Below are 21,775 nucleotides of genomic sequence, written 5' to 3'. Positions count from 1 at the left end.
ACAAATAACTCTAATTTCGCATTAAATTAAGAAAATAATAATGATAGTTAACCCTCAATTATTTAACTATAGATTAATTATAAGTTCTTTATTAGTCGTTTTAACTGTTTTAGGAATATATAGCTTTAATAAATATAAGTCAAATGAATCCTATGAAGAATTCTTAAAACAAGAAAAAGTTTTGATAGAAACCGAACTATCAGACTTGTTATTAAGTTATGACGAACTGAGCCAAGACTATGATCTTATGGCTTCTCAGCTCCAAGAAGCAAAATTAGAGACTAAGGTTGCCTTAGATTCTTTAAGATTATTAAATAGTGATTTATCCATTATCACTAAGTTTAAAGAGCAGCTTGTAGTTTTAAAATCTAAGAGTAAAGTGCTACTTCGCACCATTGACTCGCTAAATTCTGCTAATATTAAATTGCAGAATGAAAAACGTTATGCTCTAAATACTATTAAAAAAAATAAAAGTACTATTAATGAATTAGTAGTGGTTAATAGTGATTTGGAAGAAGTCAATGACTCATTACACAAATCTATTTATAATGCAGCGATTTTAAAAGCGAGTAATGTTAATGCAACATCTTATAAATTAAAGTCTGGTAAAAAACGTTTTACAGATAAAGCAAAACGTGCCAATGCCATTGATGTGTGTGTAACGTTGAATGAAAATCCACTAGCATTAAAAGGAAAAAAAGATATTTATATTCAAATTGTGAGTCCACAAGGAAACGTGATTTCTGATAAAGGAGAAGTGGTTTTTGGTGATGCATCATTAAATTACAGTAAAAGAGAAATTGTAAATTATGATAACGAAAATCTAGAAATTTGTACTGCAATTATTGCAGATAAGGATGAGCAACCTTTTCAAAAAGGACATTATTTTATCAATATCTTTCACAGAAATATAAAATTAGGGAGTACAAGTATTATTCTAATATAATAGAAGTAAATAAATAACGATATAATTTTTGAAAAACCGTTCTGTTAATCAGAGCGGTTTTCTATTTTTGCAGTATTATGGCAAACGAAGATCAATTTAAAAAAGTAATCTCTCACGCAAAGGAGTATGGTTACGTGTTTCAGAGTAGTGAAATCTACGATGGACTTAGCGCAGTATATGATTATGCTCAAAATGGAGTAGAATTAAAGAAAAATATTAGAGACTATTGGTGGAAAGCCATGGTACAAATGCATGATAATATTGTAGGAATTGATGCTGCAATATTTATGCATCCAACCACATGGAAGGCTTCTGGCCACGTCGATGCATTTAGTGATCCTTTAATAGATAATAAGGACTCTAAAAAACGGTATAGAGCAGATGTTTTAGTAGAAGATTATTGTGCTAAAATTGAAGCAAAAATCGACAAAGAAGTTAAAAAAGCAGAAAAACGCTTTGGAGAAGCTTTTAATAAAGAAGAATTTGTTTCTACTAACGGACGTGTTGTTGGTTACCAAGAAAAAATCGATACTATTTTAAAACGTTTAGGGCAATCTTTAGAAAAAGAGGACTTAGCAGACGTAAAAGCGTTAATTGAAGAATTAGAAATTGCTTGTCCTATTTCAGGAAGTCGCAATTGGACCGATGTTAAGCAATTTAACTTAATGTTTGGAACTAAACTTGGCGCATCTGCTGAATCTGCAATGGACTTGTATTTAAGACCAGAAACGGCTCAAGGTATTTTTGTAAATTTCTTAAACGTTCAGAAAACGGGACGTATGAAGATTCCTTTTGGAATTGCACAAACCGGAAAGGCATTTAGAAACGAGATTGTGGCGAGACAATTTATTTTTAGAATGCGTGAGTTTGAACAAATGGAAATGCAGTTTTTTATTAAACCAGGGACTCAAAAAGAATGGTTTGAGTATTGGAAAGATGCACGTTTAAAATGGCATAAGTCTCTTGGTTTAGGTGAAGATAATTACCGTTTCCATGATCACGAAAAATTAGCACATTACGCTGATGCTGCAACTGATATAGAATTTAAATTCCCATTTGGATTTAAAGAATTAGAAGGCATCCACTCGCGTACAGATTTCGATTTAAAGCAACATGAAGAATTTTCTGGTAAAAAGCTTCAATATTTTGACCATGAAGATAATGCGAGCTATACACCATATGTTTTAGAAACTTCTATAGGTTTAGATCGTATGTTTTTAGCAGTGTTTTCAAATGCTCTAGTGGAAGAAGAATTAGATAATAATACGACGAGAACCGTTTTAAAATTACCAGCAGTTTTAGCACCTACCAAAGCCGCTATTTTACCATTAGTAAAAAAAGATGGCTTACCAGAAGTAGCAAAACAGATTGTAGACGATTTAAAATGGGATTTTAACGTGACTTACGATGAAAAGGATGCCGTTGGAAGACGTTACAGAAGGCAAGATGCTAATGGAACACCTTTTTGTATTACGGTAGATCATGACACTTTAGAAGACCAATCTGTTACGATTCGTCATAGAGATACTATGGAACAAAAACGTGTTAAGATTGAAGACTTAAAAGCTATTATAAAAGCTGAAGTAGATGTTAAACATTGGCTTCAACGTATGTAAATTGCTTTAAAAAAAGAATTACAAATATTCATATTTAGCGAAAAACACCCAAACCTATAACGTTTGGGTGTTTTTTTATAAAAGACCATGTTAATAATAGAAAAGAATTAATGGCTGTGTCCACCTTCACTTTCATTAAGTAACATGCCAATACCTTTTACTAAGATTTGTTTGTTTTTTAAACCTTCCGAATTCAAAATTTCTACAACGTCTTCTGTTGCTTTTCCAATAGTTACTTTTACTTTTTCGAGATGAAATTCATTGTTTTTTTTCGTTTTTAAAACCAGAACATAATTAGCCTCTTCTAAGCTAATTATCGCTTCTTTTGGTAAACCTACGCGTTTTGTACTATCAGTAATAATTTCAGCATCTACAAACATGCCAACAATAAAATGATCTTCGTCGTTATCTATATGACCATGAACTTGAACTCGTCTACTCTCTCCGTCAATTGTGGTGCCCACTAAATGAACGTCTGCATTAAAGGTTTTATCTGAAGCTTCAGGAATCTGAAATCTAATTTTTTGTCCTTTTTTAATAGCCATTATATCCTTTTCAAAAACCGATAATTCCAAATGAACATGATGTGTGTCCACAATTTCTAAAATAACATCACTTGGAGAAACATAGGTGCCATTACTCACGTTTACTTTAGTTACAAATCCGTCAATTGGTGCATATAAATTAATGCTTGACGAAATAGTGCCTTGTTCTACACGTTGTGGATTAATATGCATCATCTGTAATTTTTTACGTAAGCCGTTGTAGTGTGCTAAGTTGCTTTTATAGGTGCTTTCTGCTTTTAAATAATTTTTTTCAGACGTAATTTGTTCATCAAATAGGGTTTTTTGTCTGTTAAATTCCGATTTTAAGTAATTTAATTGCTCGGCGACTTCTAGATAGTTTTGCTGAATTTCGACATATTCAGGATTTTCAAGCGTAACTAAAAGTTGGCCTTTTTTTACTTCGCTACCAATTAATAAAGGTGTTTTAGTAACGTAGCCACCAATAAAAGTTGAAATACTCGATTTGTTTTGTGGTGGCACATCAATCATGCCGTTGACTTTTATGCCTTCGTTAAAATCAAATTCCTCTATACTTCCAAAAGCCATGTTTTCACTTTTAAATTGTGCTTGTGTGACGGTTATATCCTCATGAACCTCTTCAGTTGGTGTAACTTCCAATACATTGTTTTTTTCTTTTCCGCAAGCTGTGATAAGCAGCGCGAATATTATAATATGTAGATATTTCATTTTTAAAATAGTTTTAAAATAAGGTAATTAATGTTGATGACAGTTTGGTTGTAAGCGTTTAAATTATCTAGATAAGACAGCTCAATATCTTTAGCTGTTTCTAAACTTTGGATGTATTGAAAAAAGTCAATTTCACCTTCTTTAAACGTGCGGTTGGCTGTTTTTATAATTTCATCTTTTAAACGTTTTCCTTGTGTATCGTAATAATTTACAGCTGCGTTGTATTTGCTTAGTGTGGTTAAAAGTGATTTATATTCGGCATTTAATTGCACTTCATAATCTTGTTTTTGTTCTGTAATAATGTCTTTAGCAATTTTTAAGGCTTTAATTTTTGAAGAATTTCCAAAGAACAGTAGCGGAATTTTTATGCCAAATTGATAGCCTTTTATATGGGTGTTCAATTGGTCGTTTGTTCCTTGAAAATATTCAAAATTAAGGTCTGGCAATAGGTTTTGCTTTTCAGCTTTATAACGTGCATTTTGATACTTTTTAGCATTTTCAAAATACAATAAACCAGAATTATCTTGAAGCGAAGGGCTTTGTAAGTTAAGCTTTACTAAGTCTTTGTCTACAATGTCTAAAGTGTCTACTTGTACAATGGCTTTTAATTGCTCTTTAGAAAACGCTACATCTTGCAAAGCCTGTTTATACAAGGTTTCAAGTTGTTTCTGTTTAGACTCTGCAGTAATCGTTTCTAGGTAATTGGTTTCGCCGAGCTCAAAACGGCGTGCCGATTTTTTAGCAAAGTCTTGATATAAACTATCTAAAAACCGATAGGTTTCAGCCTTCTGCTTCATATAACTCAACTGATAAAAAGCCGAATAAACTTGCTTTTTAATGTGCTGAAACTGTATGTTGTGTTTAGATTCTTCTAAATTAACCAAGGCTTTATTTACATTTTTTTCAGCAAAATAAACCGTTGGAAATTTGAAATTTTGAGCAATACCAAGCACTTTTAAGGGCTCATTATTTATAGCCATATTGTTTTCGTCATAATTATAATAGAGCTCTGTTTTATCAAAACTAAAGGCGCTTCCAACAAAAGCTGCGCTTTTTTCAATTTGTAATTTAGACGCTTTTAAGCTAGCGTTGTTTTCTATTGCTAAATCTAAAGTTTGTGTTACGGTAAGTTTAGATTGTGCATTGCCATTCCACATGCATAGAAAACCAATAATGGTAACAACAGTTGTTTTATTCATTTTTAAAACTGTTTTTTGTTTAAACCATGTGTATAAAACGGGTAAAACCACTAAGGTTAAGATGGTTGCGGTAAATAAGCCTCCAATTACCACAGTAGCTAAAGGGCGTTGCACTTCTGCGCCAGCATTGGTTGAAATGGCCATTGGTAGAAATCCTAATGCGGCTGCCAAAGCAGTTAATAATACAGGTCTTAGACGTTCAGTAGTTCCTCGTTTTACTATGGATTCAATCGTTTCATTCGCATTTTCTTCTTGTAAAGCTTTAAAATGTTCAATTAATACAATGCCGTTAAGGACAGCAATTCCGAAGAGTGCAATAAACCCAACTCCTGCCGAGATGCTAAATGGTAAATCGCGTAACCATAATAATAAAATGCCACCAACTGCAGCGAGAGGAATGGCAGAATATACAATTAAAGCTTCCTTTACTGAATCAAAAGCAAAATACAAGAGTATAAAAATTAAAGCCAAGGCAATTGGAACAACAATTAATAATCTGTCTTTAGCACTTTGTAAATTTTCGAATTGACCTCCGTAAGTAATCGTATAGCCAACAGGAAGTTTTAATTGGGTGTTGAGAATTGATCTGACATCATCTACTACCGATTCTAAATCTCTATTTCTAACATTAATACCAACAACAATGCGGCGTTTAGTGTCGTCTCTAGAAATTTTAGCAGGTCCTTCGGTATATGTAATTTCGGCCAATTCGCTCAATGGAATTTTATTGCCATTAGGTACATCAACATATAGATTTTGAAGACTTTCTAGATTTTTTCTACTATGCGCATCTAAACGCATCACTAAATCAAACCGCTTTTCTCCTTCAAACACATTACCAACCGTTCCTCCTGCAAATCCCATTGAAATCAAATGATTTATATCTGAAATATTAAGACCATAACGTGCTATTTTTTGCCGATTGAAAATCACACTCATTTGTGGTAACCCCTCAACTTTTTCAACTATAATATCGGAAGCTCCTTCAACATGTTCAATTAAGGCTTTAACGTCATCTGCTTTTTTTGCTAAAACGGATAAATCATCACCAAAAATTTTAATGGCTACATCTGCTCTAACTCCTGTAATGAGTTCGTTAAAACGCATTTCTATAGGTTGTGTGAATTCGACATCCATGCCAGGAATTATGGCGAGTGCTTCTTTAAATTTATCGGCTAATTCATCTTTACTTGCTGCAGAGACCCATTCCGTTTTAGGTTTTAGTTTAATAATGACATCACTTTCTTCCATAGACATTGGGTCTGTTGGGACTTCAGCCGCACCAATTCTTGTAACCACTTGGTCTACTTCGGGGAAATTGTCAAGTAGAATCTGTTCTATTTTTGTAGTAATTTCTATGGTTTTTCCTAATGAAGTTCCCGTTTTAAGTACGGGTTGAATCACAAAATCTCCTTCATCTAAAGTCGGTACAAATTCACCTCCCATTTTACTGAATATTAAAACACTAATTGCTAATAAAAGTGACGATACTATAATGACCACTTTTTTATGGGCTAAGGACCAATTAATAATAGGTTGATACCCTTTATTAATAATATTCATTAAACGTACCGAAACGTTTTTTGATGATTGTTTATTAGGTTTTAGAAATAACGAAGCTACCACAGGAACGTAGGTTAAACACAACAACATGGCACCAATTAAAGCAAAACTAAAGGTCAAAGCCATTGGTCTAAACATTTTGCCCTCCACACCGCTTAAAGCTAAAATAGGAATGAAAACAATTAAGATGATTAATTGTCCAAAAATGGCAGAATTCATCATTTTAGAGGCGCTTTTTAGTGTAATAGCATCAATTTCTGTCTGTTTTGCTTCTTTATGGAGTGCTTTTAATTTATCGCTTTGCGAAATAATTTGAAAAGCAATAAACTCTACGATAATAACAGCGCCATCTATAATGATTCCAAAATCGATAGCACCAAGACTCATTAAGTTGGCGTCAACGCCAAACACATTCATCATAGAAATGGCAAACAATAAACTTAAAGGAATTACAGAAGCGACTACTAAGCCTGAACGCAGATTTCCAAGTAACAAAACCACCACAAAAATGACAATGAGTGAGCCCAGAATTAAGTTTTCTGAAACTGTAAAAGTCGTTTTGTTAATGAGTTCGCTACGTTCTAAAAAACCATTGATAAACACACCTTCTGGTAAGGTATGTTGTATGGATGCTACGCGTTCTTTTACGGCATCTATGATGGCTTTAGAATTTCCATCTTTAATCATCATTATTTGCCCTAAAACTTTTTCGCCTTCACCATTTCCAGTTATAGCTCCAAAGCGTGTAGCGCTTCCAAAACCAACTTTGGCAACATCTTTAATGTATATTGGTGTCGTTACATTTTTAACTACAATATTTTCAATATCGTCTAAGGTTTTCACTAAACCTTCACCGCGAATAAAAAAAGATTCATCATTTTTTTCAATATAACCACCACCAGCAACACTGTTATTTTTTTCTAATGCATTGTAAATTTCAGAAATCGAAATGTTCATAGCATGTAATTGCTTCGGATTTATGGCAACTTCGTATTGTTTTAAAAATCCGCCCCAAGTATTCACTTCAACGACCCCAGGAATTCCAGAAAGTTGGCGTTTTACAACCCAATCTTGGATGGTTCTTAGATCGGTTGCAGAATATTGGTCTTCATAACCCGGTTTTACATCTAAAATGTATTGATAAATTTCACCCAAACCTGTTGTGATTGGTCCCATTTCTGGACTTCCAAAACCTTCTGGGATTTTTTCTGTTGCCGATTTTATTTTCTCGGCAATCAGTTGTCTAGGAAGAAAGGTGCCCATATCATCTTCAAAAACAATGGTAACTACAGAAAGGCCAAATTTTGATACGGAACGGATTTCTTCTACGCCAGGCAAATTTGCCATTTCCAATTCTACAGGATAGGTAATGAATTGTTCAACATCTTGCGTCGATAAATTGCTCGATGTGGTAATAACTTGTACTTGGTTATTAGTAATATCTGGAACAGCTCCAATAGGAATTTGGGTTAAGGATAAAACACCAAAACCAATAATAAATGCTGTAAACAGGAAAATAATCAGCTTGTTTTTTAAGCTGAACTTTATAATGTGTTCTAACATAATTCAAAAAGATAAAATTTAATAAATGCCTGTTTTAATAAACAGGATTAAAAATCTAAAAATGAATTATGCGTGTTTGGGTGGTTGAAAAACAGATAGTTTCTCAAAATTAGTATGAGAATCTGTGTAATAAAAGTTGAAAGGAGTTTTTATAAAACTTTGAGGAGTAAAATTAAAAGCAATTATAGGATTTATAAAAGGGATGCTCATGTGAGAACATAATTGATGTGCATCTTTAAATGGTAAATCCTGATGTTCATCATGCTCATTATCGTGATCAACCTTGGCATCTCCATAATGTTCTGCTAGAAACTGATAAAAGGTGTCTCCGTACATTTCTTTATGAAACTCAGCATGCTCCAATAATATTCCAAACTTAGAAAGATCTTCTATGCCTATATTGAAACTTTGAAAAAGTATCAAAATTGAATATGTAAAAGCTACTATTTTGTTCATAACGATTACGAAGATACAAATTTTCGTATTTAGACTATGTAATAATGGTTACATATCGCTTAAAAATAAGCCTTTAACTGAATTGTTCCGGTATGTATTACTTTAGAAGTTTCCGATTTACGTCCAAAGTAATTCAAATTTAAATCTAAATATTTGGTCAGTTTTTTCTGTGCTAATAAGCTCCATGTAAAGTTTTTTCCTGGTTGTAAACCTTCGAGTATTTGGTATGCAACAGGCGAATTAGAGTTGCCTTCAAATTCATTTTGAAAGAAGTTAAATTCACCTGTTAAAGCAATTTTCTGTGCGTTGTTATAGGTAAAAGATAAGCCGTAATTATTCTGTGCTAGACTTTCTAAACTTCCAATAGTGTTTTCTTTAGAGGTGTATTGGTAAAATATATCAAACTGTGCATTCTCACTAAATAAATAGCTCAATTTTGGTTTTAATTGATATTCTTCAATGGTGTAATTTCTATTGGTGAAATTCTGGCTTTTACTGTCGTCTTTACCTAAACTAGCCAATGTGTTTACGAGCCAATTCACATTAAATTTATGGTTAAAGTTAAGCTGATGACTGTTCGTTTTATTTTGTTGTAAACCTGTAGAAAGTAAATTTCTACTCTTATTAGTTAAAAATGTATATGAGGTGGTGTAGTGTTGTTTTCCTCTATTAAAAAACAATACATTTCTAACACTGTAGTTTAAGGATATAAATTCTTCAGTATCTAAATCATCTTTTAATGCTTCAAAAGGATTTAGATTAAATGAATTCCCATTTTTAAATTTTTTACTATCTACAATAAAGGATGTTTGGTCATAAAAATGAGACCAAAATTGCTTCGATTTATTTTTTGAGACATTCCAAGATTGCGGATTAATAGTAATTGTTTGTCCAAACCTATTTTGATGTGTTTGCACAAAAACCTGATTGGGTAATAGTACTCTAATATAACTGCCTTGGTCTGTAAACTGCGCAATTTCAAATTCGTTTAATTCTTGAATGCCATTTTCGTTATAGTCTATCCATGTGTAAGCTCCTTGTCCTGCTTCTACTTCAACATAAGTAAAATCTTGTTGAGGTGATGTTCCTGAATTGGTTTCAAAACTGGTATTTAAAACTAGAAGGTTGTTGAATAATTTTTGATTATAATTTAAGCGACTATTTAAACTTTGCTCATCCTTTATACTACTATCTTCGGATTTTAAATCTCTATAATTGACAAACAACTGAAGCGTTGTGTTTTTGTTCTGAATTAATCGCGATTTTAAATAATAGGTGTTAGAACTGTTTACACGTTCTAAATTATTAGTTCTTAAACTATCATTAAATCGTTTAATGTATCCAACTTCTGCAAAAACCTTGGTGCTGTCTCCTATACCAACAAAAGCTTCGTAAGCTTTAAATTTTTGACTCAAAGGTGTTAAGGAATCGGTTGCTATAACACGTTGCTCATTGTCTTCAGTAGCAAATTTTACACCAGTCCATTTGTTGTTTTTACCGTACACGACACGATTAAAAGATCTTAAAAAAGTAGAGCGATTAATGGTGCTTTCATTATTTAAAATACTAGAGTTTGAAAAAATAGTAAAATCTCCTAACTTCAAATTAGTTGTGATTTGATGTCGGTTGCCATTGAAGTTTTCTGAGTAATTTAGGTGTTCAAAGTTGTAAGTAGCTGTGCCTTTTTTTAAATGGGATAATTTAAGTCCTGTTGTAAATAACAGTTGGTTACCGAAGTTAAAATTTCCTTGGTCGGTTTCTGAAGTGTCTAAGTTCCAATCTCTATTAAATTCAGCCCTGTACAAACGTTGAATAGTTCTAAAATCTTTTTGAATAAAATCGGCATCAATTAAAGCTGATAAATTCCAAAGGCTATCCGTTTTAATGATCTTTTGTTTTAAGGTAAGTTTTCCAGCAAAACCATCATTATCGCTATCATCCAATTTTGAAAATAAATTTTTATCGGCTTTACTTCCTGCTAATTCAAAAAAGACATCTGTTTTTTCACTGGGTTGGTATTGCCCATTAACAACCGCAATTTGCAAACGCTCAGGTGCAATAAGTTTAACAATGGGTTCGTAATTTCCTTGAGGAACACCAGCAATTGGCGCTACGTATTCAAAAATATTGTTAATGGCATTAGAATTACTCAAGATATAATTACCTTGATTTGTGCCAACTAAGGTAAAACGCACACTAAATAATTCGTCTTCAGGATTATTAGAAAACACAAAAATTTCTTCAGACCCAAGCAATTCTTTTCGGTATAAAATACGATTTTCAGAATACGAAGTTGGTGTAGCAGAAGACGCTGTCATTAACTCTTGGTTGTCGCCAGCATCTGCTAAAATTTGAGTTTGTTCTGTAGATAAATTTTGTTGCAAAGGTTGGTTTTTAGCATCGCTTTCAGAATATACAGAGACATTTAGGTTTAGTTTTTCGGTCTTAAAATTTCCACCTCCAAAGATGGTAAAACGCGAATAGTTCCGCTCACTAAATTGATAATCTACTGTAATACGCATTTCGGAAGTGATGGGAAATGTAGAATTAAAGATAATCTCGCCAGCATTATAATCAATAATATAATCGTTGTTTTCTCCACGTTCTAAAGGTAGTCCGTTAACGTAAACTGTTTCGCTTCCAGATACAATGAGTACATACAGTTCATTATTAGAACCACGTAGTTTGTATGGACCTTGGTTGCCTTCTTGTGCTGTAAATTGCGTGGTCGTAAATTGGCCTCGTACTAAAGCTCCAGATGCAAAAACAGATGTTTTATCACTTAAATTAGCACTTACTAAAAGTCCTTGTACACGTTTAGAAAAATTAGCAAAATAACTAGTTGTGTTTTCCAAATCGATGTCTCCAGCGCGAATGTTCCAATCGTCGCTAAATAATTCAATAAAAACTTGGTCAAATTCATCTAGTCGTTGTGAATACCCGCTTTCTTGCAGTGGAATATTAGCATCTTGAATAGAGGCTCTTAATGAGACTTTATTACTCAGTTTTCCTGAAATTTGTAAATCGAGTTCACTATTTAATACGGAATTTTGATTGTTGCCAATGGTAACACCTCTAGAAATACTTCCCGAAGTTGTTAAACCGTCAAAAGGAGTAAAGGTGTCTTTTGAAGTGGTATTTTGTAAGGTATAAAGTTGTTGAAATTGTGACGAACGTTCTACAATAACAGCATCGTCCAATTGCCTGTAAACCTTAGTCAAAAATTTAGGATAACGTAAATAATCTATTTGAATGGTGTCAAGTTCACTAGGCTGTTTAAAACGTAAGATGGCTTTAGCAAAATCTACAGTATATAGTGTAGAGTCTATAATTTTATTGTCTTTGGTCTTTACAAGAAAACGCGATGGATTAATACTTACAGAATCAATATGAATAATATCTTTAACGGCTACTTTTTTTTGTCTAAAATTATTGTCCTGTTCTTGGGAAAAGCCCCAAAAAGCAGTTAGAAATAATAGAAAAAGTAACGAATGTTTCATGTAGAATAATAACTGTTTTAAACTTAAAATATTTTATCGTTAAATGAAGCTTAAAATAATGGTGTAAAAGTAGCGTATTATTTAATTTAGCAGTTCATCAAAAAAATGATGATAAGGGAACAGGCATGCTTAAACTTTTTTGTTAAAAGAGTGATAAATAGCAAATCGTATGTGACCATTGGAAAACAATAAATATAAATACATGAAAATAGTTTCTTATAACGTAAATGGTATCAGGGCAGCATTAAATAAAGGTTTTATAGAATGGTTAAAAGCAACAGATCCTGATGTGGTTTGTTTACAAGAAATTAAAGCCATGGAAGAGCAATTAGACCTCAATGTGTTCACTGAAGCTGGTTACGATTATAATTATTGGTTTAGTGCTCAGAAAAAAGGGTATAGTGGAGTTGCTATTTTATGCAAAAAAAAGCCTAATCATATTGAGTTTGGAACAGGAATAGAGTCTATGGATTTTGAAGGTAGAAATATCAGAGTCGATTACGATGAGGTTTCAATAATGAGTATGTATTTACCATCTGGGACTAACGACGCTAGATTGTCGCATAAGTTTGAATATATGAACCTTATTCAGGAGTATTTGAGCGCATTACAAACTGAAAAACCAAATTTAGTGGTTTGTGGAGATTATAATATTTGTCATGAAGAAATCGATATTCATAACCCAAAAATGAAAGGGGTTTCAGGATTTTTACCAGAAGAGCGTGAGTGGTTAGGAGCATTTATAGATAGTGGGTTTATAGATAGTTTTAGATATTTACACCCTGAGCGCCAGGAATATTCATGGTGGAGCTATAGAGCAAATTCTAGAGCAAATAACAAAGGTTGGAGATTGGATTACGCCATGGTAAGTTCACCATTACAAGAAAAAATAAAACGCAGCGTTATATTAACGGAAGCGGTTCATAGTGATCATTGCCCGATTATGCTTGAATTAGATATATAAGGTCTTAAGCAATTACAAAACGATTAATAAAAATAAAAATAGCCTCAAAATCATGATTAAAAAACTTTCAATTTTAGCATTAACAATTACATTGTTTTCATCTTGTGTGTCAAAGAAGATTTACACAGATCTTGAAGATAAATACGCGAACCTTAAAAAGGAAAATCGCAGTATGTCTGATGAATTAGAAACCTTATCTAAAGATAAAACGAAACTAAGTAACGATTTAAATAAACTTCAAGCAGCTTATGATGCTGCTGTTGCTGATCGTGATAAGCTTCAAGCAGATTATGCTGCAGCCAAAACAAATCTTGAAACTTTAAAAGCATCCTACAAAGCTTTAGAAGAAAATAGTTCGGCTTCAATTGCAAAAAATGCTCAAAAGAATAGAGAACTTTTAGCGCAGTTAGAAGCTAAAGAACAAGCTTTAGCAGCGGAGAATGAACGTTTAAATACTTTGAAACAAGAATTAGAAAGTCGTTCACAACGTGTTGCAGAATTAGAAAATGTTATTGCCTCAAAAGATGCTGCAATGCATAAACTAAAAGATGCTATCTCTAAAGCCTTAACTAATTTTGAAGGTAAAGGATTAACCGTGGAGCAACGCAATGGTAAAGTCTATATTTCTATGGAAAACAAATTGTTGTTTGAATCTGGAAGTTGGTATGTTGGAGCACAAGGAAAGCAAGCGGTAAAACAATTAGGTAGTGTATTGGCTGAAAATCCTGAAATCTCAGTTTTAATTGAAGGTCATACGGATAATGTACCATATAAAGGCAACGCGCAATTGAGTGGTAACTGGGATTTGTCTGCAAAACGTGCTACAGCCATTGTAAATATTCTTAGAGAAAATGACGCGATTAATCCTGAAAACTTAACAGCAGCAGGTCGTGGAGAATTTGCGCCAATTGCCACAAATGATACTGTAGAAGGAAAAGCAAAAAATAGAAGAATTGAGGTGATTCTAACACCGAAGTTAGATGAGATTTCTAAGTTATTGAATGAGATATAACAAATTCTTGCAAACGCAGAAGTCCTTAGGTTAGAAACCTTAACAAACATTTAGACCTCACAAGTTGTTATTACCTGTGAGGTCTTCTTATTTTTGTTTGTCATGTTTAGGTAAGCATTAATTGAACGCAAAATATATTTTGCTTAAAGATAGCTTAGGCAGTAAGTTGAAACCTAGATTAGAAAATGAAGTATAATTAAAATGAGATTCCTGCTTTCGCAGGAGGTGCTATGAAATACACAACACTACCACATACGGATATAAAAGTTAGCAAAATATGCCTTGGCACCATGACTTGGGGCAATCAAAACACTCAGGACGAAGGTTTTGCTCAAATGGATTTTGCTTTAAATAAAGGAGTTAATTTTTTTGATACAGCAGAGCTGTATCCTGTTCCCGCAAGAAAGGAAACTTATGCAGAAACCGAACGTATTATAGGCAATTGGTTTGCTAAAACAGGAAACAGAGATAAGGTTGTTTTAGCTTCAAAAATTGCTGGAACTGGAGATTATACAGCTCATATAAGAACTAACGGTTTTAGTAAAGAAGCGCTTAACGATGCGGTAAATAGTAGTTTGAAACGTTTAAAAACCGACTATATTGATTTGTATCAATTACATTGGCCAGAGCGCCAAACCAATACTTTTGGAGTTAGAGATTATAAGTATAATTTAAATGATAAATGGGAAGATAATTTTAATGAAATTCTTCACAATTTAGATGAGATTATAAAATCTGGAAAAATAAGGCAAGTCGGTATTTCTAATGAAAAGGCTTGGGGAACAATGCGCTATTTAGAAGAATCTAAAACGCATCACTTACCAAGAATGATTACAGTTCAAAATGCTTATTCTTTAATAAATAGAGTTTTTGAAGGTGATATGGCAGAAGTTGCTCATAGAGAACATATAGGTTTATTAGCCTATTCGCCAATGGCATTTGGTGTATTATCAGGGAAGTACATAAAAGGAACAGCGACAAAAGATGCAAGACTAAATGTGTATTCGCATTTTTCAAGATATAATAGTGCAAATGCTACAGAAGCTACAAAACGTTATTTAAAAATTGCAGAAGATTATAATATGTCTTTAGCACAAATGGCTTTAGCGTTCGTCAATGAAAGACCTTTTATAACTAGTAATATCATAGGAGCAACTAACCTTAAGCAATTAGAAGAGAATATTGATAGTATAAATATATCGTTATCTGATGAGGTCTTGAAAGCTATTAATGCTGTGCATGCAGAGATTCCTAATCCTGCACCATAAAATTTAGATTTTAATTTGTCTATTAATCTGTTCTTGTAAAGAGATAAACGTTTCTGTACGAGACACTCCTTTTATACTTTGTATTTCAGAATTAAGAACATGCATTAAATGCTCATTGTCTTTTGAAAGAATTTTAATAAAAATAGACCAATTCCCAGTGGTGTAATGGCATTCGATCACTTCAGGAATTTTTCGTAATTGTTTTACGGCTTCTGGGTTACTTATGGCTTTATCGAGGTAAACACCTACAAATGCCATAGTGGTATAACCTAATGCTTTTGGGTTAATGATAAACTTAGAACCAGCTAAAAGGCCGGATTTTTCTAGTTTTTTTAAACGTTGGTGAATAGCTGCTCCCGAGATTCCGACGTTACGAGCAATTTCTAAAATTGGTGTTCTAGCATCTTCCATTAGTGCGCGTAGTATTTTTTTATCAATACCATCGATATAAATACCATTGTCGTTAATCTTCATGAATTTAGGTTCTAATAAATTGAAAGCTAAAGATAAAAAAAGCGTTTCAATTTGAAACGCTTTCATTGTTTAATCTATATAAATTTTTGTTTAAATACTTAATGGGTTGTAACCTAAATAAGGCACTTCATATTCTTTAAATACAACGTCATAAGATTCTAATTCTTTTAAAATTGGAGTGTATACTTCTTTTGTAATTGGAATTTGAACTCCTGGCGTTTTAATTTTACCGTTAAGAATCGCTAAAGTAGCAATCGCTACAGGTAAACCTACGGTTTTAGCCATTGCAGTATAGGTTTGGTCTTGACCAAGAGTAACCATGGTGGCATCAATTTGGTGTTTTTTACCATCGAGTTCGTATCCAAATTTATGATACATTACAATCATATCTTTATCTTGTTGACTAAGCGTCCAGCTATCCATTAAGATTTTCTGAAGAATTTGAGCAGGAGTGCCTTTGTCAAGCTCTACCATCTTTTTAGGGTTAAAAATATCGAGTTCTAAAAACTTATCCCAAACCATATCGTCTTGGTCAATTTTAAGGGCGTGTCTAAATTTAAGCTCTACAGAATCGGTTGGGCTATATGGTAAAAATGAATTAACAAAATCGCGATAACTCATATTAATGCTATCGTCAATAGTGTAGCTATCATCTGTCATGCCTAATTGTACAAAGGCATTCCAAGCTCTACTAAATCCAACGCGTCTAATGGTTCCACGATATAAAGTTTTAACATGGTCTAAGCCATACACTTCTTGGTATTTTAAAGAATCTCTATTGGCATAACCTTCAAAACGTCCGTAACCTTCAACATCTAAAAATTCGGTGCGTCTAAACAAACGGTTATAAGGAATGTACTTAAATTGGTTTTCTTGTAAAAATTTAGCAGCGCCACCTTGTCCTGCAAGTACAACGTTTCTTGGGTTCCAAGTAAATTTGTAGTTCCAAAGGTTATTGTCACTTTCAGGGGCAACTAGGCCACCTGTAAAAGATTCAAATAAAATTAATTTACCACCTTTATCTCTAATACGGTCTATTACGTGCATAGCACTCATGTGGTCTACACCAGGATCTACACCAATTTCATTCATAAAAATGAGGTTATTGGCTTTGGCATCGGCATCTAAGGCTTGCATTTCTGGGCTAACATAAGAGGCTGTAACCATATTCTTCTTATAGGTAATACAGTCTTTGGCAACTTCAATATGAAAACGTGCAGGCAGCATTGAAACGACAATATCTGCTTTTTTAACTGCAGCAACTCTAGATTTGGCATTAAAGACATCTAAATGAATAACATCTGTATTAGGATGCGATCCAACGAGTTTTTTAGCGTTATCTACATTGAGATCTCCAATGGTAATATGAAGCTTTTCTGATTGTGAATTGTCTAGTAAATATTTTATAAGATAAGAACAAGATTTTCCTGCTCCAATGATTAATATGTTTCGCATAATGAGTTTATATAACTAATTTTGTATTGTACGAATGTAATAAATACAAGAGGTATAATAAACCGAATTCACATTTTTTATTATGAACAAGACATTATTAGTTACTGGATCTGTTTTAGGAATTTTAGGTATTATTTTAGGTGCTTTTGCAGCACATGGTTTAGAAAAACTGGTAGAGCCAGATGCTATTAAAACCTTTGAAACAGGTGTGCGTTATCAACTTTACCATGCCTTCTTTCTTCTAATTATAGGAAGCACTTCTTTTGTGAATTTAAAAATAAAAAAAGCAATTTTATATTTAGTGATTTTAGGTGTTGTTTTCTTTTCAGGATCTATTTATGGGTTGGCTACAAATGCGCTTTCAAGCTTTGATTTTAAGACGATTGCAGTTATAACGCCTGTAGGCGGATTACTACTAATTTTAGCTTGGGTGGTGATGTTAGTCGGTATAATTAGAAATAAGGTCGATTAATGTAAATCATATATGCTGATTCAAAATAAAATTATAGTTTTGCAGTACTAAACAACACAAATATTATGGCAAATCATTCCCAATCAACGAAAACGATTTCGTTGGATCAATATGGAATTAAAAATGCAAAAGTTAATTATCAACTATCTTCAGATGAATTACACGCTGAAACCATTTCTAAAGGATTAGGTGTAGAGTCTTCTTCTGGTGCTTTAGCAGTTAACACAGGTGAGTTTACTGGTCGTTCTCCATTAGATAGGTTCATTGTAAAAGATGATATCACTAAAGACAAAGTTTGGTGGGGAAACATCAATATTGCTTTTGATAGTGATAAATTTCAAAAACTTTATGACAAAGTAGCTGATTATTTGTCTGAAAAAGAAATTTATGTACGTGATAGTTACGCTTGTGCAGATGAGAATTACAAATTAAATATTAGAGTTATTAATGAATATCCTTGGAGCAATATGTTTGCATACAACATGTTTTTGCGTCCAACGGAAGACGAATTAAATGACTTTTCACCAGAGTGGACTGTTGTAAACGCACCTGGTTTTATGGCAGATCCAGAAGTTGATGGTACACGTCAGCACAACTTTGCAATTTTAGATTTTACGCGTAAAATTGCTTTAATTGGAGGAACGGGTTATACAGGTGAAATTAAAAAAGGAATCTTTTCGGCTTTAAACTTCATACTTCCAGTATATAAAAATACATTACCAATGCACTGTAGTGCTAATGTTGGTAAGGATGGAGATACTGCAATTTTCTTTGGCTTATCTGGAACAGGAAAAACAACACTTTCTACAGATCCTAATCGTAGTTTAATAGGTGATGATGAACATGGCTGGACTAAAGAAAATACTGTATTTAATTTTGAAGGTGGTTGCTACGCTAAAGTGATTAACTTGTCTCAAGAACAAGAACCTGAGATTTTTGCGGCTATTAAAAAAGGTGCAATTTTAGAAAATGTTATTATGGATGATAAAGGCAATGTTGATTTTGCTGATACATCTATTACACAAAATACAAGAGTAAGTTATCCAATTTATCATATTGATAATATTAGAAAGCCTTCTATAGGAAAGAATCCTAAGAATATATTTTTCTTAACGGCAGATGCCTTTGGAGTTTTGCCTCCAATATCTAAATTAACTCCAAGTCAGGCAGCATATCACTTTATTTCTGGTTATACCGCAAAAGTTGCTGGTACAGAAGCAGGTGTTGTAGAGCCTGTGCCAAGTTTTTCAGCTTGCTTTGGGGCACCATTTATGCCATTGCATCCAACAGAATATGCTCAGATGTTAAGCAAAAAAATGAAAGAAGCTGGTGTTAATGTTTGGCTGGTAAATACTGGTTGGACAGGTGGTCCTTACGGAGTAGGTACACGTATGAAATTAAAATACACACGTGCTATGATTAATGCCGCTTTAAATGGTGACTTAAATGATTATACTTATGAAGATTATCATATACACTCTGTATTTGGTGTTGCTCAGCCAAGAACTTGTCCTGGAGTACCAACAGAAGTGTTAAGTCCAAGAACCACATGGAATGATGATGAAGCTTATTACACTATGGCATTTAAATTATCTAATGCCTTTAGAGAGAACTTTAAAAAGTTTGAGTCTTATGCTTCAGAAGAAGTAAGACGTGGAGGGCCTCAACGTTATTCGTTTTAAATACGAAATTATATAAACCAAAAAAGCGATTCTAAATTTTAGAATCGCTTTTTTTTTATGTTATAATCGTTTTATAACTACTTCCCTTTATTTACAGCATCAATATACTTCTGTAAAGCCATAGTCATAGAAGGAGTTTCAGGTGTTGGTGCAGAAATATCTACACGTAAGCCTTTTTCTTTAACTGCTTTTACCGTTGTGTTACCAAATACAGCAATACGTGTGTCGTTTTGCTCAAAATCTGGAAAATTATGGAAAAGTGATTCTATGCCTGAAGGGCTAAAAAATACTAAGATATCATAAGTAACATTTGATAAATCAGATAAGTCACTGATAACCGTTTTATAAAACGTTGCTTGTTTCCAATTAACACCAAGACTATCTAAAGTCTCAGGTATAATAGGTTTTACCTTATCTGTTGTAGGTAATAAAAACGCTTCGTCTTTATATTTTTTAATAAGCGGCATTAAATCTTCAAAGGTGCGCTTGCCAACATAAATTTTACGCTTTCTATAAACGACATATTTCTGTAAATAATATGCAACAGCTTCAGACTGGCAAAAATATTTCATAGAATCTGGAACTTTAAAGCGCATTTCGTCTGCTACTCTAAAGAAGTGATCTACTGAATTTCTACTTGTAAGTATAATAGCTGTGTATTTACTGAGATCAACTTTTTGTTGTCTTATGTCTTTGGATGATACACCTTCAACATGAATAAATGGTCTAAAGTCTACCTTAACTTTTTGCTTTTCCTGCAAATCAAAGTATGGGGAGTTCTCTATTTTAGGCTCTGGTTGTGATACTAAAATTGTTTTCACTTTCATACGTAAACCTTGTGTTTTTATGTGTTATATTCTCTAATTACCTTAAATAAAAGAATATAAGGTCCAATTTCGAGAGCGCAAAGATACAATAAAAAATAGAAAAAATTGAGATTAATTAGCTTTTGATAAGTTTTGAAAGAAGTTAAAAAACCTATGACGTTTATAAGGCATACCAATGAAAACGCGGATATCAAGGTAATCTCTAGAGGTATATTGGTGTATAGTAGAAACAAATTTGCAATTAAAAATACAATACCAGAATAATTTTTAAATGTTGTTTTTTGAAATAAATAATGGTCTATTAGGCTATCTATTTCAAAAAGACTACCAATTAGTCGTTCTATAAGCGTTTTTATGATAATAATTGTAGAAACCGCAAACAGCAGTTTTAAGAATGCAATTAATTCAAAAGGTATTGGCGAAATAAATGTAGAATGGGCAAAATAAATAAAAATACTAAAAGATAAAGCGAGGTTTATAAACAGAAAACTATCAAACTGATCTATGAATTTTTGATCTTTGGTGTAGATCTTTAGGTATTTAGAGTTGCCAATAACATAAAGAAAATCATTAAACCTAAGTGTGTTTACAAATTTTGCAGCTACAATAGAAAGCAACCCTACAATTGTAAAGATGGTAAACCATTCGTATGTAATGAAATTTCGCATTGTGCTAAATTATAAAGAAAAATAGAATAAGTTAAGTTCTATCAAAAAAGTTAATTAAAGTATATAGTCCATTAAAAACTTTATTTTTGTTCAAATTTTAAAAACCGTTTAAAAGCGTATTAAAAAGTGAGTTAATGTCTGACGCAATTGTCATAATTCCTACTTATAATGAGATTGAAAATATAGAATCAATCATAAGAGCTGTGTTTTCGCAACAGAAAGACTTTCATGTTTTAGTTGTAGACGATAACTCACCAGATCAAACAGGTAATATTGTTAAAGGGTTACAGAACGAGTTTAAAAACCGATTATTTTTAGTAGAACGTAAAGAAAAAAGCGGATTAGGAACTGCATACATTGCAGGTTTTAAATGGGCTTTAGAACGATCGTATCAATACCTTTTTGAAATGGATGCCGATTTTTCACATAATCCAAACGATTTAATAAGATTATATAATGCATGCGCCAACGATGGAGCAGATATTTCGGTAGGTTCGCGTTATGTAAAAGGAATTACAGTTGTTAATTGGCCAATGTCTCGTATTTTATTGTCTTATGGAGCATCGCGCTATGTAAGATTAATAACGCGAATGCGCGTTAAAGATTCTACTGCAGGTTTTGTGTGTTATAAAAGAAGCGTTTTAGAAGCCATTAATCTCGAAAAAATAGAATTTGTAGGTTATGCGTTTCAGATTGAAATGAAATTTAAAGCTCATAAAAAGGGATTTAAAATTGTAGAAATTCCTGTTATCTTTAAAGATAGAACAAAAGGGAAGTCAAAAATGAGTGGAAGTATTATATCTGAAGCTATTTTTGGTGTGATTAGTTTAAAATTTAAAAGTTTATTTGCAAAGTAA

At 32.8% G+C, this 21,775-nt stretch carries 16 protein-coding genes; 8 read left to right on the top strand and 8 right to left on the bottom strand.

What is annotated here, in order from left to right:
- Positions 1 to 40 precede the first annotated feature (40 nt).
- A complete protein-coding gene (locus ABD730_RS16340; protein WP_344715991.1) occupies positions 41 to 946 on the top strand; it encodes a hypothetical protein in 906 nt (301 codons plus the stop codon).
- A 77-nt stretch (positions 947 to 1,023) separates the two neighbouring features.
- Positions 1,024 to 2,562, top strand: a complete 1,539-nt coding sequence (locus tag ABD730_RS16335; RefSeq protein ID WP_344715990.1) for a glycine--tRNA ligase — start codon at positions 1,024 to 1,026, stop codon at positions 2,560 to 2,562.
- 107 nt (positions 2,563 to 2,669) lie between these two features.
- Here ABD730_RS16335 and ABD730_RS16330 read toward each other — a convergent pair whose 3' ends face one another.
- From ABD730_RS16330 to ABD730_RS16315, 4 genes are all read right to left on the bottom strand, one after another.
- Positions 2,670 to 3,815: an efflux RND transporter periplasmic adaptor subunit gene (locus tag ABD730_RS16330; protein WP_334465677.1), complete on the bottom strand. Its 1,146-nt coding sequence runs from the start codon at positions 3,813 to 3,815 to the stop codon at positions 2,670 to 2,672.
- A 2-nt stretch (positions 3,816 to 3,817) separates the two neighbouring features.
- Complete coding sequence (locus ABD730_RS16325; RefSeq protein WP_344715988.1) at positions 3,818 to 8,140, bottom strand: CusA/CzcA family heavy metal efflux RND transporter; 4,323 nt, start codon at positions 8,138 to 8,140, stop codon at positions 3,818 to 3,820.
- A 66-nt stretch (positions 8,141 to 8,206) separates the two neighbouring features.
- Positions 8,207 to 8,563 (bottom strand): hypothetical protein, encoded by a 357-nt coding sequence (locus ABD730_RS16320; RefSeq protein ID WP_252723668.1) that lies wholly within the window; start codon positions 8,561 to 8,563, stop codon positions 8,207 to 8,209.
- A 92-nt stretch (positions 8,564 to 8,655) separates the two neighbouring features.
- Positions 8,656 to 12,096, bottom strand: a complete 3,441-nt coding sequence (locus tag ABD730_RS16315) for a hypothetical protein (RefSeq protein ID WP_344715986.1) — start codon at positions 12,094 to 12,096, stop codon at positions 8,656 to 8,658.
- 202 nt (positions 12,097 to 12,298) lie between these two features.
- On the opposite strand from ABD730_RS16315, the gene ABD730_RS16310 reads away from it, so the two are divergent.
- The 3 genes from ABD730_RS16310 (at position 12,299) to ABD730_RS16300 (ending at position 15,340) form a co-directional block, all read left to right on the top strand.
- The gene (locus ABD730_RS16310) at positions 12,299 to 13,060 is read left to right on the top strand and encodes an exodeoxyribonuclease III (RefSeq protein ID WP_215926897.1); all 762 of its coding nucleotides are present in this window, start codon (positions 12,299 to 12,301) and stop codon (positions 13,058 to 13,060) included.
- Positions 13,061 to 13,112: 52 nt separating this feature from the next.
- A complete protein-coding gene (locus ABD730_RS16305) occupies positions 13,113 to 14,072 on the top strand; it encodes an OmpA family protein (RefSeq protein ID WP_334465666.1) in 960 nt (319 codons plus the stop codon).
- A 230-nt stretch (positions 14,073 to 14,302) separates the two neighbouring features.
- Positions 14,303 to 15,340, top strand: a complete 1,038-nt coding sequence (locus tag ABD730_RS16300) for an aldo/keto reductase (protein ID WP_344715985.1) — start codon at positions 14,303 to 14,305, stop codon at positions 15,338 to 15,340.
- A 3-nt stretch (positions 15,341 to 15,343) separates the two neighbouring features.
- Here ABD730_RS16300 and ABD730_RS16295 read toward each other — a convergent pair whose 3' ends face one another.
- Both ABD730_RS16295 and ABD730_RS16290 read right to left on the bottom strand, forming a co-directional pair.
- Positions 15,344 to 15,814 (bottom strand): Lrp/AsnC ligand binding domain-containing protein, encoded by a 471-nt coding sequence (locus ABD730_RS16295; RefSeq protein ID WP_215927423.1) that lies wholly within the window; start codon positions 15,812 to 15,814, stop codon positions 15,344 to 15,346.
- Between the two features lie 90 nt (positions 15,815 to 15,904).
- A complete protein-coding gene (locus ABD730_RS16290; RefSeq protein ID WP_334465660.1) occupies positions 15,905 to 17,269 on the bottom strand; it encodes a saccharopine dehydrogenase family protein in 1,365 nt (454 codons plus the stop codon).
- Between the two features lie 82 nt (positions 17,270 to 17,351).
- On the opposite strand from ABD730_RS16290, the gene ABD730_RS16285 reads away from it, so the two are divergent.
- Together ABD730_RS16285 and pckA are read left to right on the top strand one after the other, a co-directional pair.
- Positions 17,352 to 17,741 carry a DUF423 domain-containing protein gene (locus tag ABD730_RS16285; protein WP_334465657.1) on the top strand — a complete coding sequence of 130 codons (390 nt, stop codon included), beginning with the start codon at positions 17,352 to 17,354 and terminating at the stop codon, positions 17,739 to 17,741.
- 65 nt (positions 17,742 to 17,806) lie between these two features.
- Complete coding sequence (gene pckA, locus ABD730_RS16280; RefSeq protein ID WP_334465654.1) at positions 17,807 to 19,423, top strand: phosphoenolpyruvate carboxykinase (ATP); 1,617 nt, start codon at positions 17,807 to 17,809, stop codon at positions 19,421 to 19,423.
- Positions 19,424 to 19,500: 77 nt separating this feature from the next.
- On the opposite strand, the gene ABD730_RS16275 is transcribed toward pckA, so the two are convergent.
- Together ABD730_RS16275 and ABD730_RS16270 are read right to left on the bottom strand one after the other, a co-directional pair.
- The gene (locus ABD730_RS16275; protein ID WP_215926908.1) at positions 19,501 to 20,250 is read right to left on the bottom strand and encodes a uroporphyrinogen-III synthase; all 750 of its coding nucleotides are present in this window, start codon (positions 20,248 to 20,250) and stop codon (positions 19,501 to 19,503) included.
- Between the two features lie 17 nt (positions 20,251 to 20,267).
- Entirely contained in the window at positions 20,268 to 20,918 is a 651-nt protein-coding gene (locus ABD730_RS16270) for a DUF4271 domain-containing protein (RefSeq protein ID WP_344715984.1), read from the bottom strand.
- Between the two features lie 134 nt (positions 20,919 to 21,052).
- On the opposite strand from ABD730_RS16270, the gene ABD730_RS16265 reads away from it, so the two are divergent.
- Positions 21,053 to 21,775, top strand: a complete 723-nt coding sequence (locus ABD730_RS16265; protein ID WP_334465645.1) for a polyprenol monophosphomannose synthase — start codon at positions 21,053 to 21,055, stop codon at positions 21,773 to 21,775.

It is taken from the genome of Winogradskyella damuponensis (assembly GCF_039538385.1).
In the GTDB taxonomy this organism is placed as follows: domain Bacteria; phylum Bacteroidota; class Bacteroidia; order Flavobacteriales; family Flavobacteriaceae; genus Winogradskyella; species Winogradskyella damuponensis.
This window is presented reverse-complemented; position numbering and strand designations above follow the sequence as displayed.

What these genes read in the sequence shown, in the direction of transcription:
- ABD730_RS16340 (WP_344715991.1), top strand. Translation starts at nt 41, where the DNA reads ATGATAGTTAACCCTCAATTATTTAACTATAGATTAATTATAAGTTCT.
- ABD730_RS16335 (WP_344715990.1), top strand. Translation starts at nt 1,024, where the DNA reads ATGGCAAACGAAGATCAATTTAAAAAAGTAATCTCTCACGCAAAGGAG.
- ABD730_RS16330 (WP_334465677.1), bottom strand. Translation starts at nt 3,815, where the DNA reads ATGAAATATCTACATATTATAATATTCGCGCTGCTTATCACAGCTTGC.
- ABD730_RS16325 (WP_344715988.1), bottom strand. Translation starts at nt 8,140, where the DNA reads ATGTTAGAACACATTATAAAGTTCAGCTTAAAAAACAAGCTGATTATT.
- ABD730_RS16315 (WP_344715986.1), bottom strand. Translation starts at nt 12,096, where the DNA reads ATGAAACATTCGTTACTTTTTCTATTATTTCTAACTGCTTTTTGGGGC.
- ABD730_RS16310 (WP_215926897.1), top strand. Translation starts at nt 12,299, where the DNA reads ATGAAAATAGTTTCTTATAACGTAAATGGTATCAGGGCAGCATTAAAT.
- ABD730_RS16305 (WP_334465666.1), top strand. Translation starts at nt 13,113, where the DNA reads ATGATTAAAAAACTTTCAATTTTAGCATTAACAATTACATTGTTTTCA.
- ABD730_RS16300 (WP_344715985.1), top strand. Translation starts at nt 14,303, where the DNA reads ATGAAATACACAACACTACCACATACGGATATAAAAGTTAGCAAAATA.
- ABD730_RS16295 (WP_215927423.1), bottom strand. Translation starts at nt 15,814, where the DNA reads ATGAAGATTAACGACAATGGTATTTATATCGATGGTATTGATAAAAAA.
- ABD730_RS16290 (WP_334465660.1), bottom strand. Translation starts at nt 17,269, where the DNA reads ATGCGAAACATATTAATCATTGGAGCAGGAAAATCTTGTTCTTATCTT.
- ABD730_RS16285 (WP_334465657.1), top strand. Translation starts at nt 17,352, where the DNA reads ATGAACAAGACATTATTAGTTACTGGATCTGTTTTAGGAATTTTAGGT.
- pckA (WP_334465654.1), top strand. Translation starts at nt 17,807, where the DNA reads ATGGCAAATCATTCCCAATCAACGAAAACGATTTCGTTGGATCAATAT.
- ABD730_RS16275 (WP_215926908.1), bottom strand. Translation starts at nt 20,250, where the DNA reads ATGAAAGTGAAAACAATTTTAGTATCACAACCAGAGCCTAAAATAGAG.
- ABD730_RS16270 (WP_344715984.1), bottom strand. Translation starts at nt 20,918, where the DNA reads ATGCGAAATTTCATTACATACGAATGGTTTACCATCTTTACAATTGTA.
- ABD730_RS16265 (WP_334465645.1), top strand. Translation starts at nt 21,053, where the DNA reads ATGTCTGACGCAATTGTCATAATTCCTACTTATAATGAGATTGAAAAT.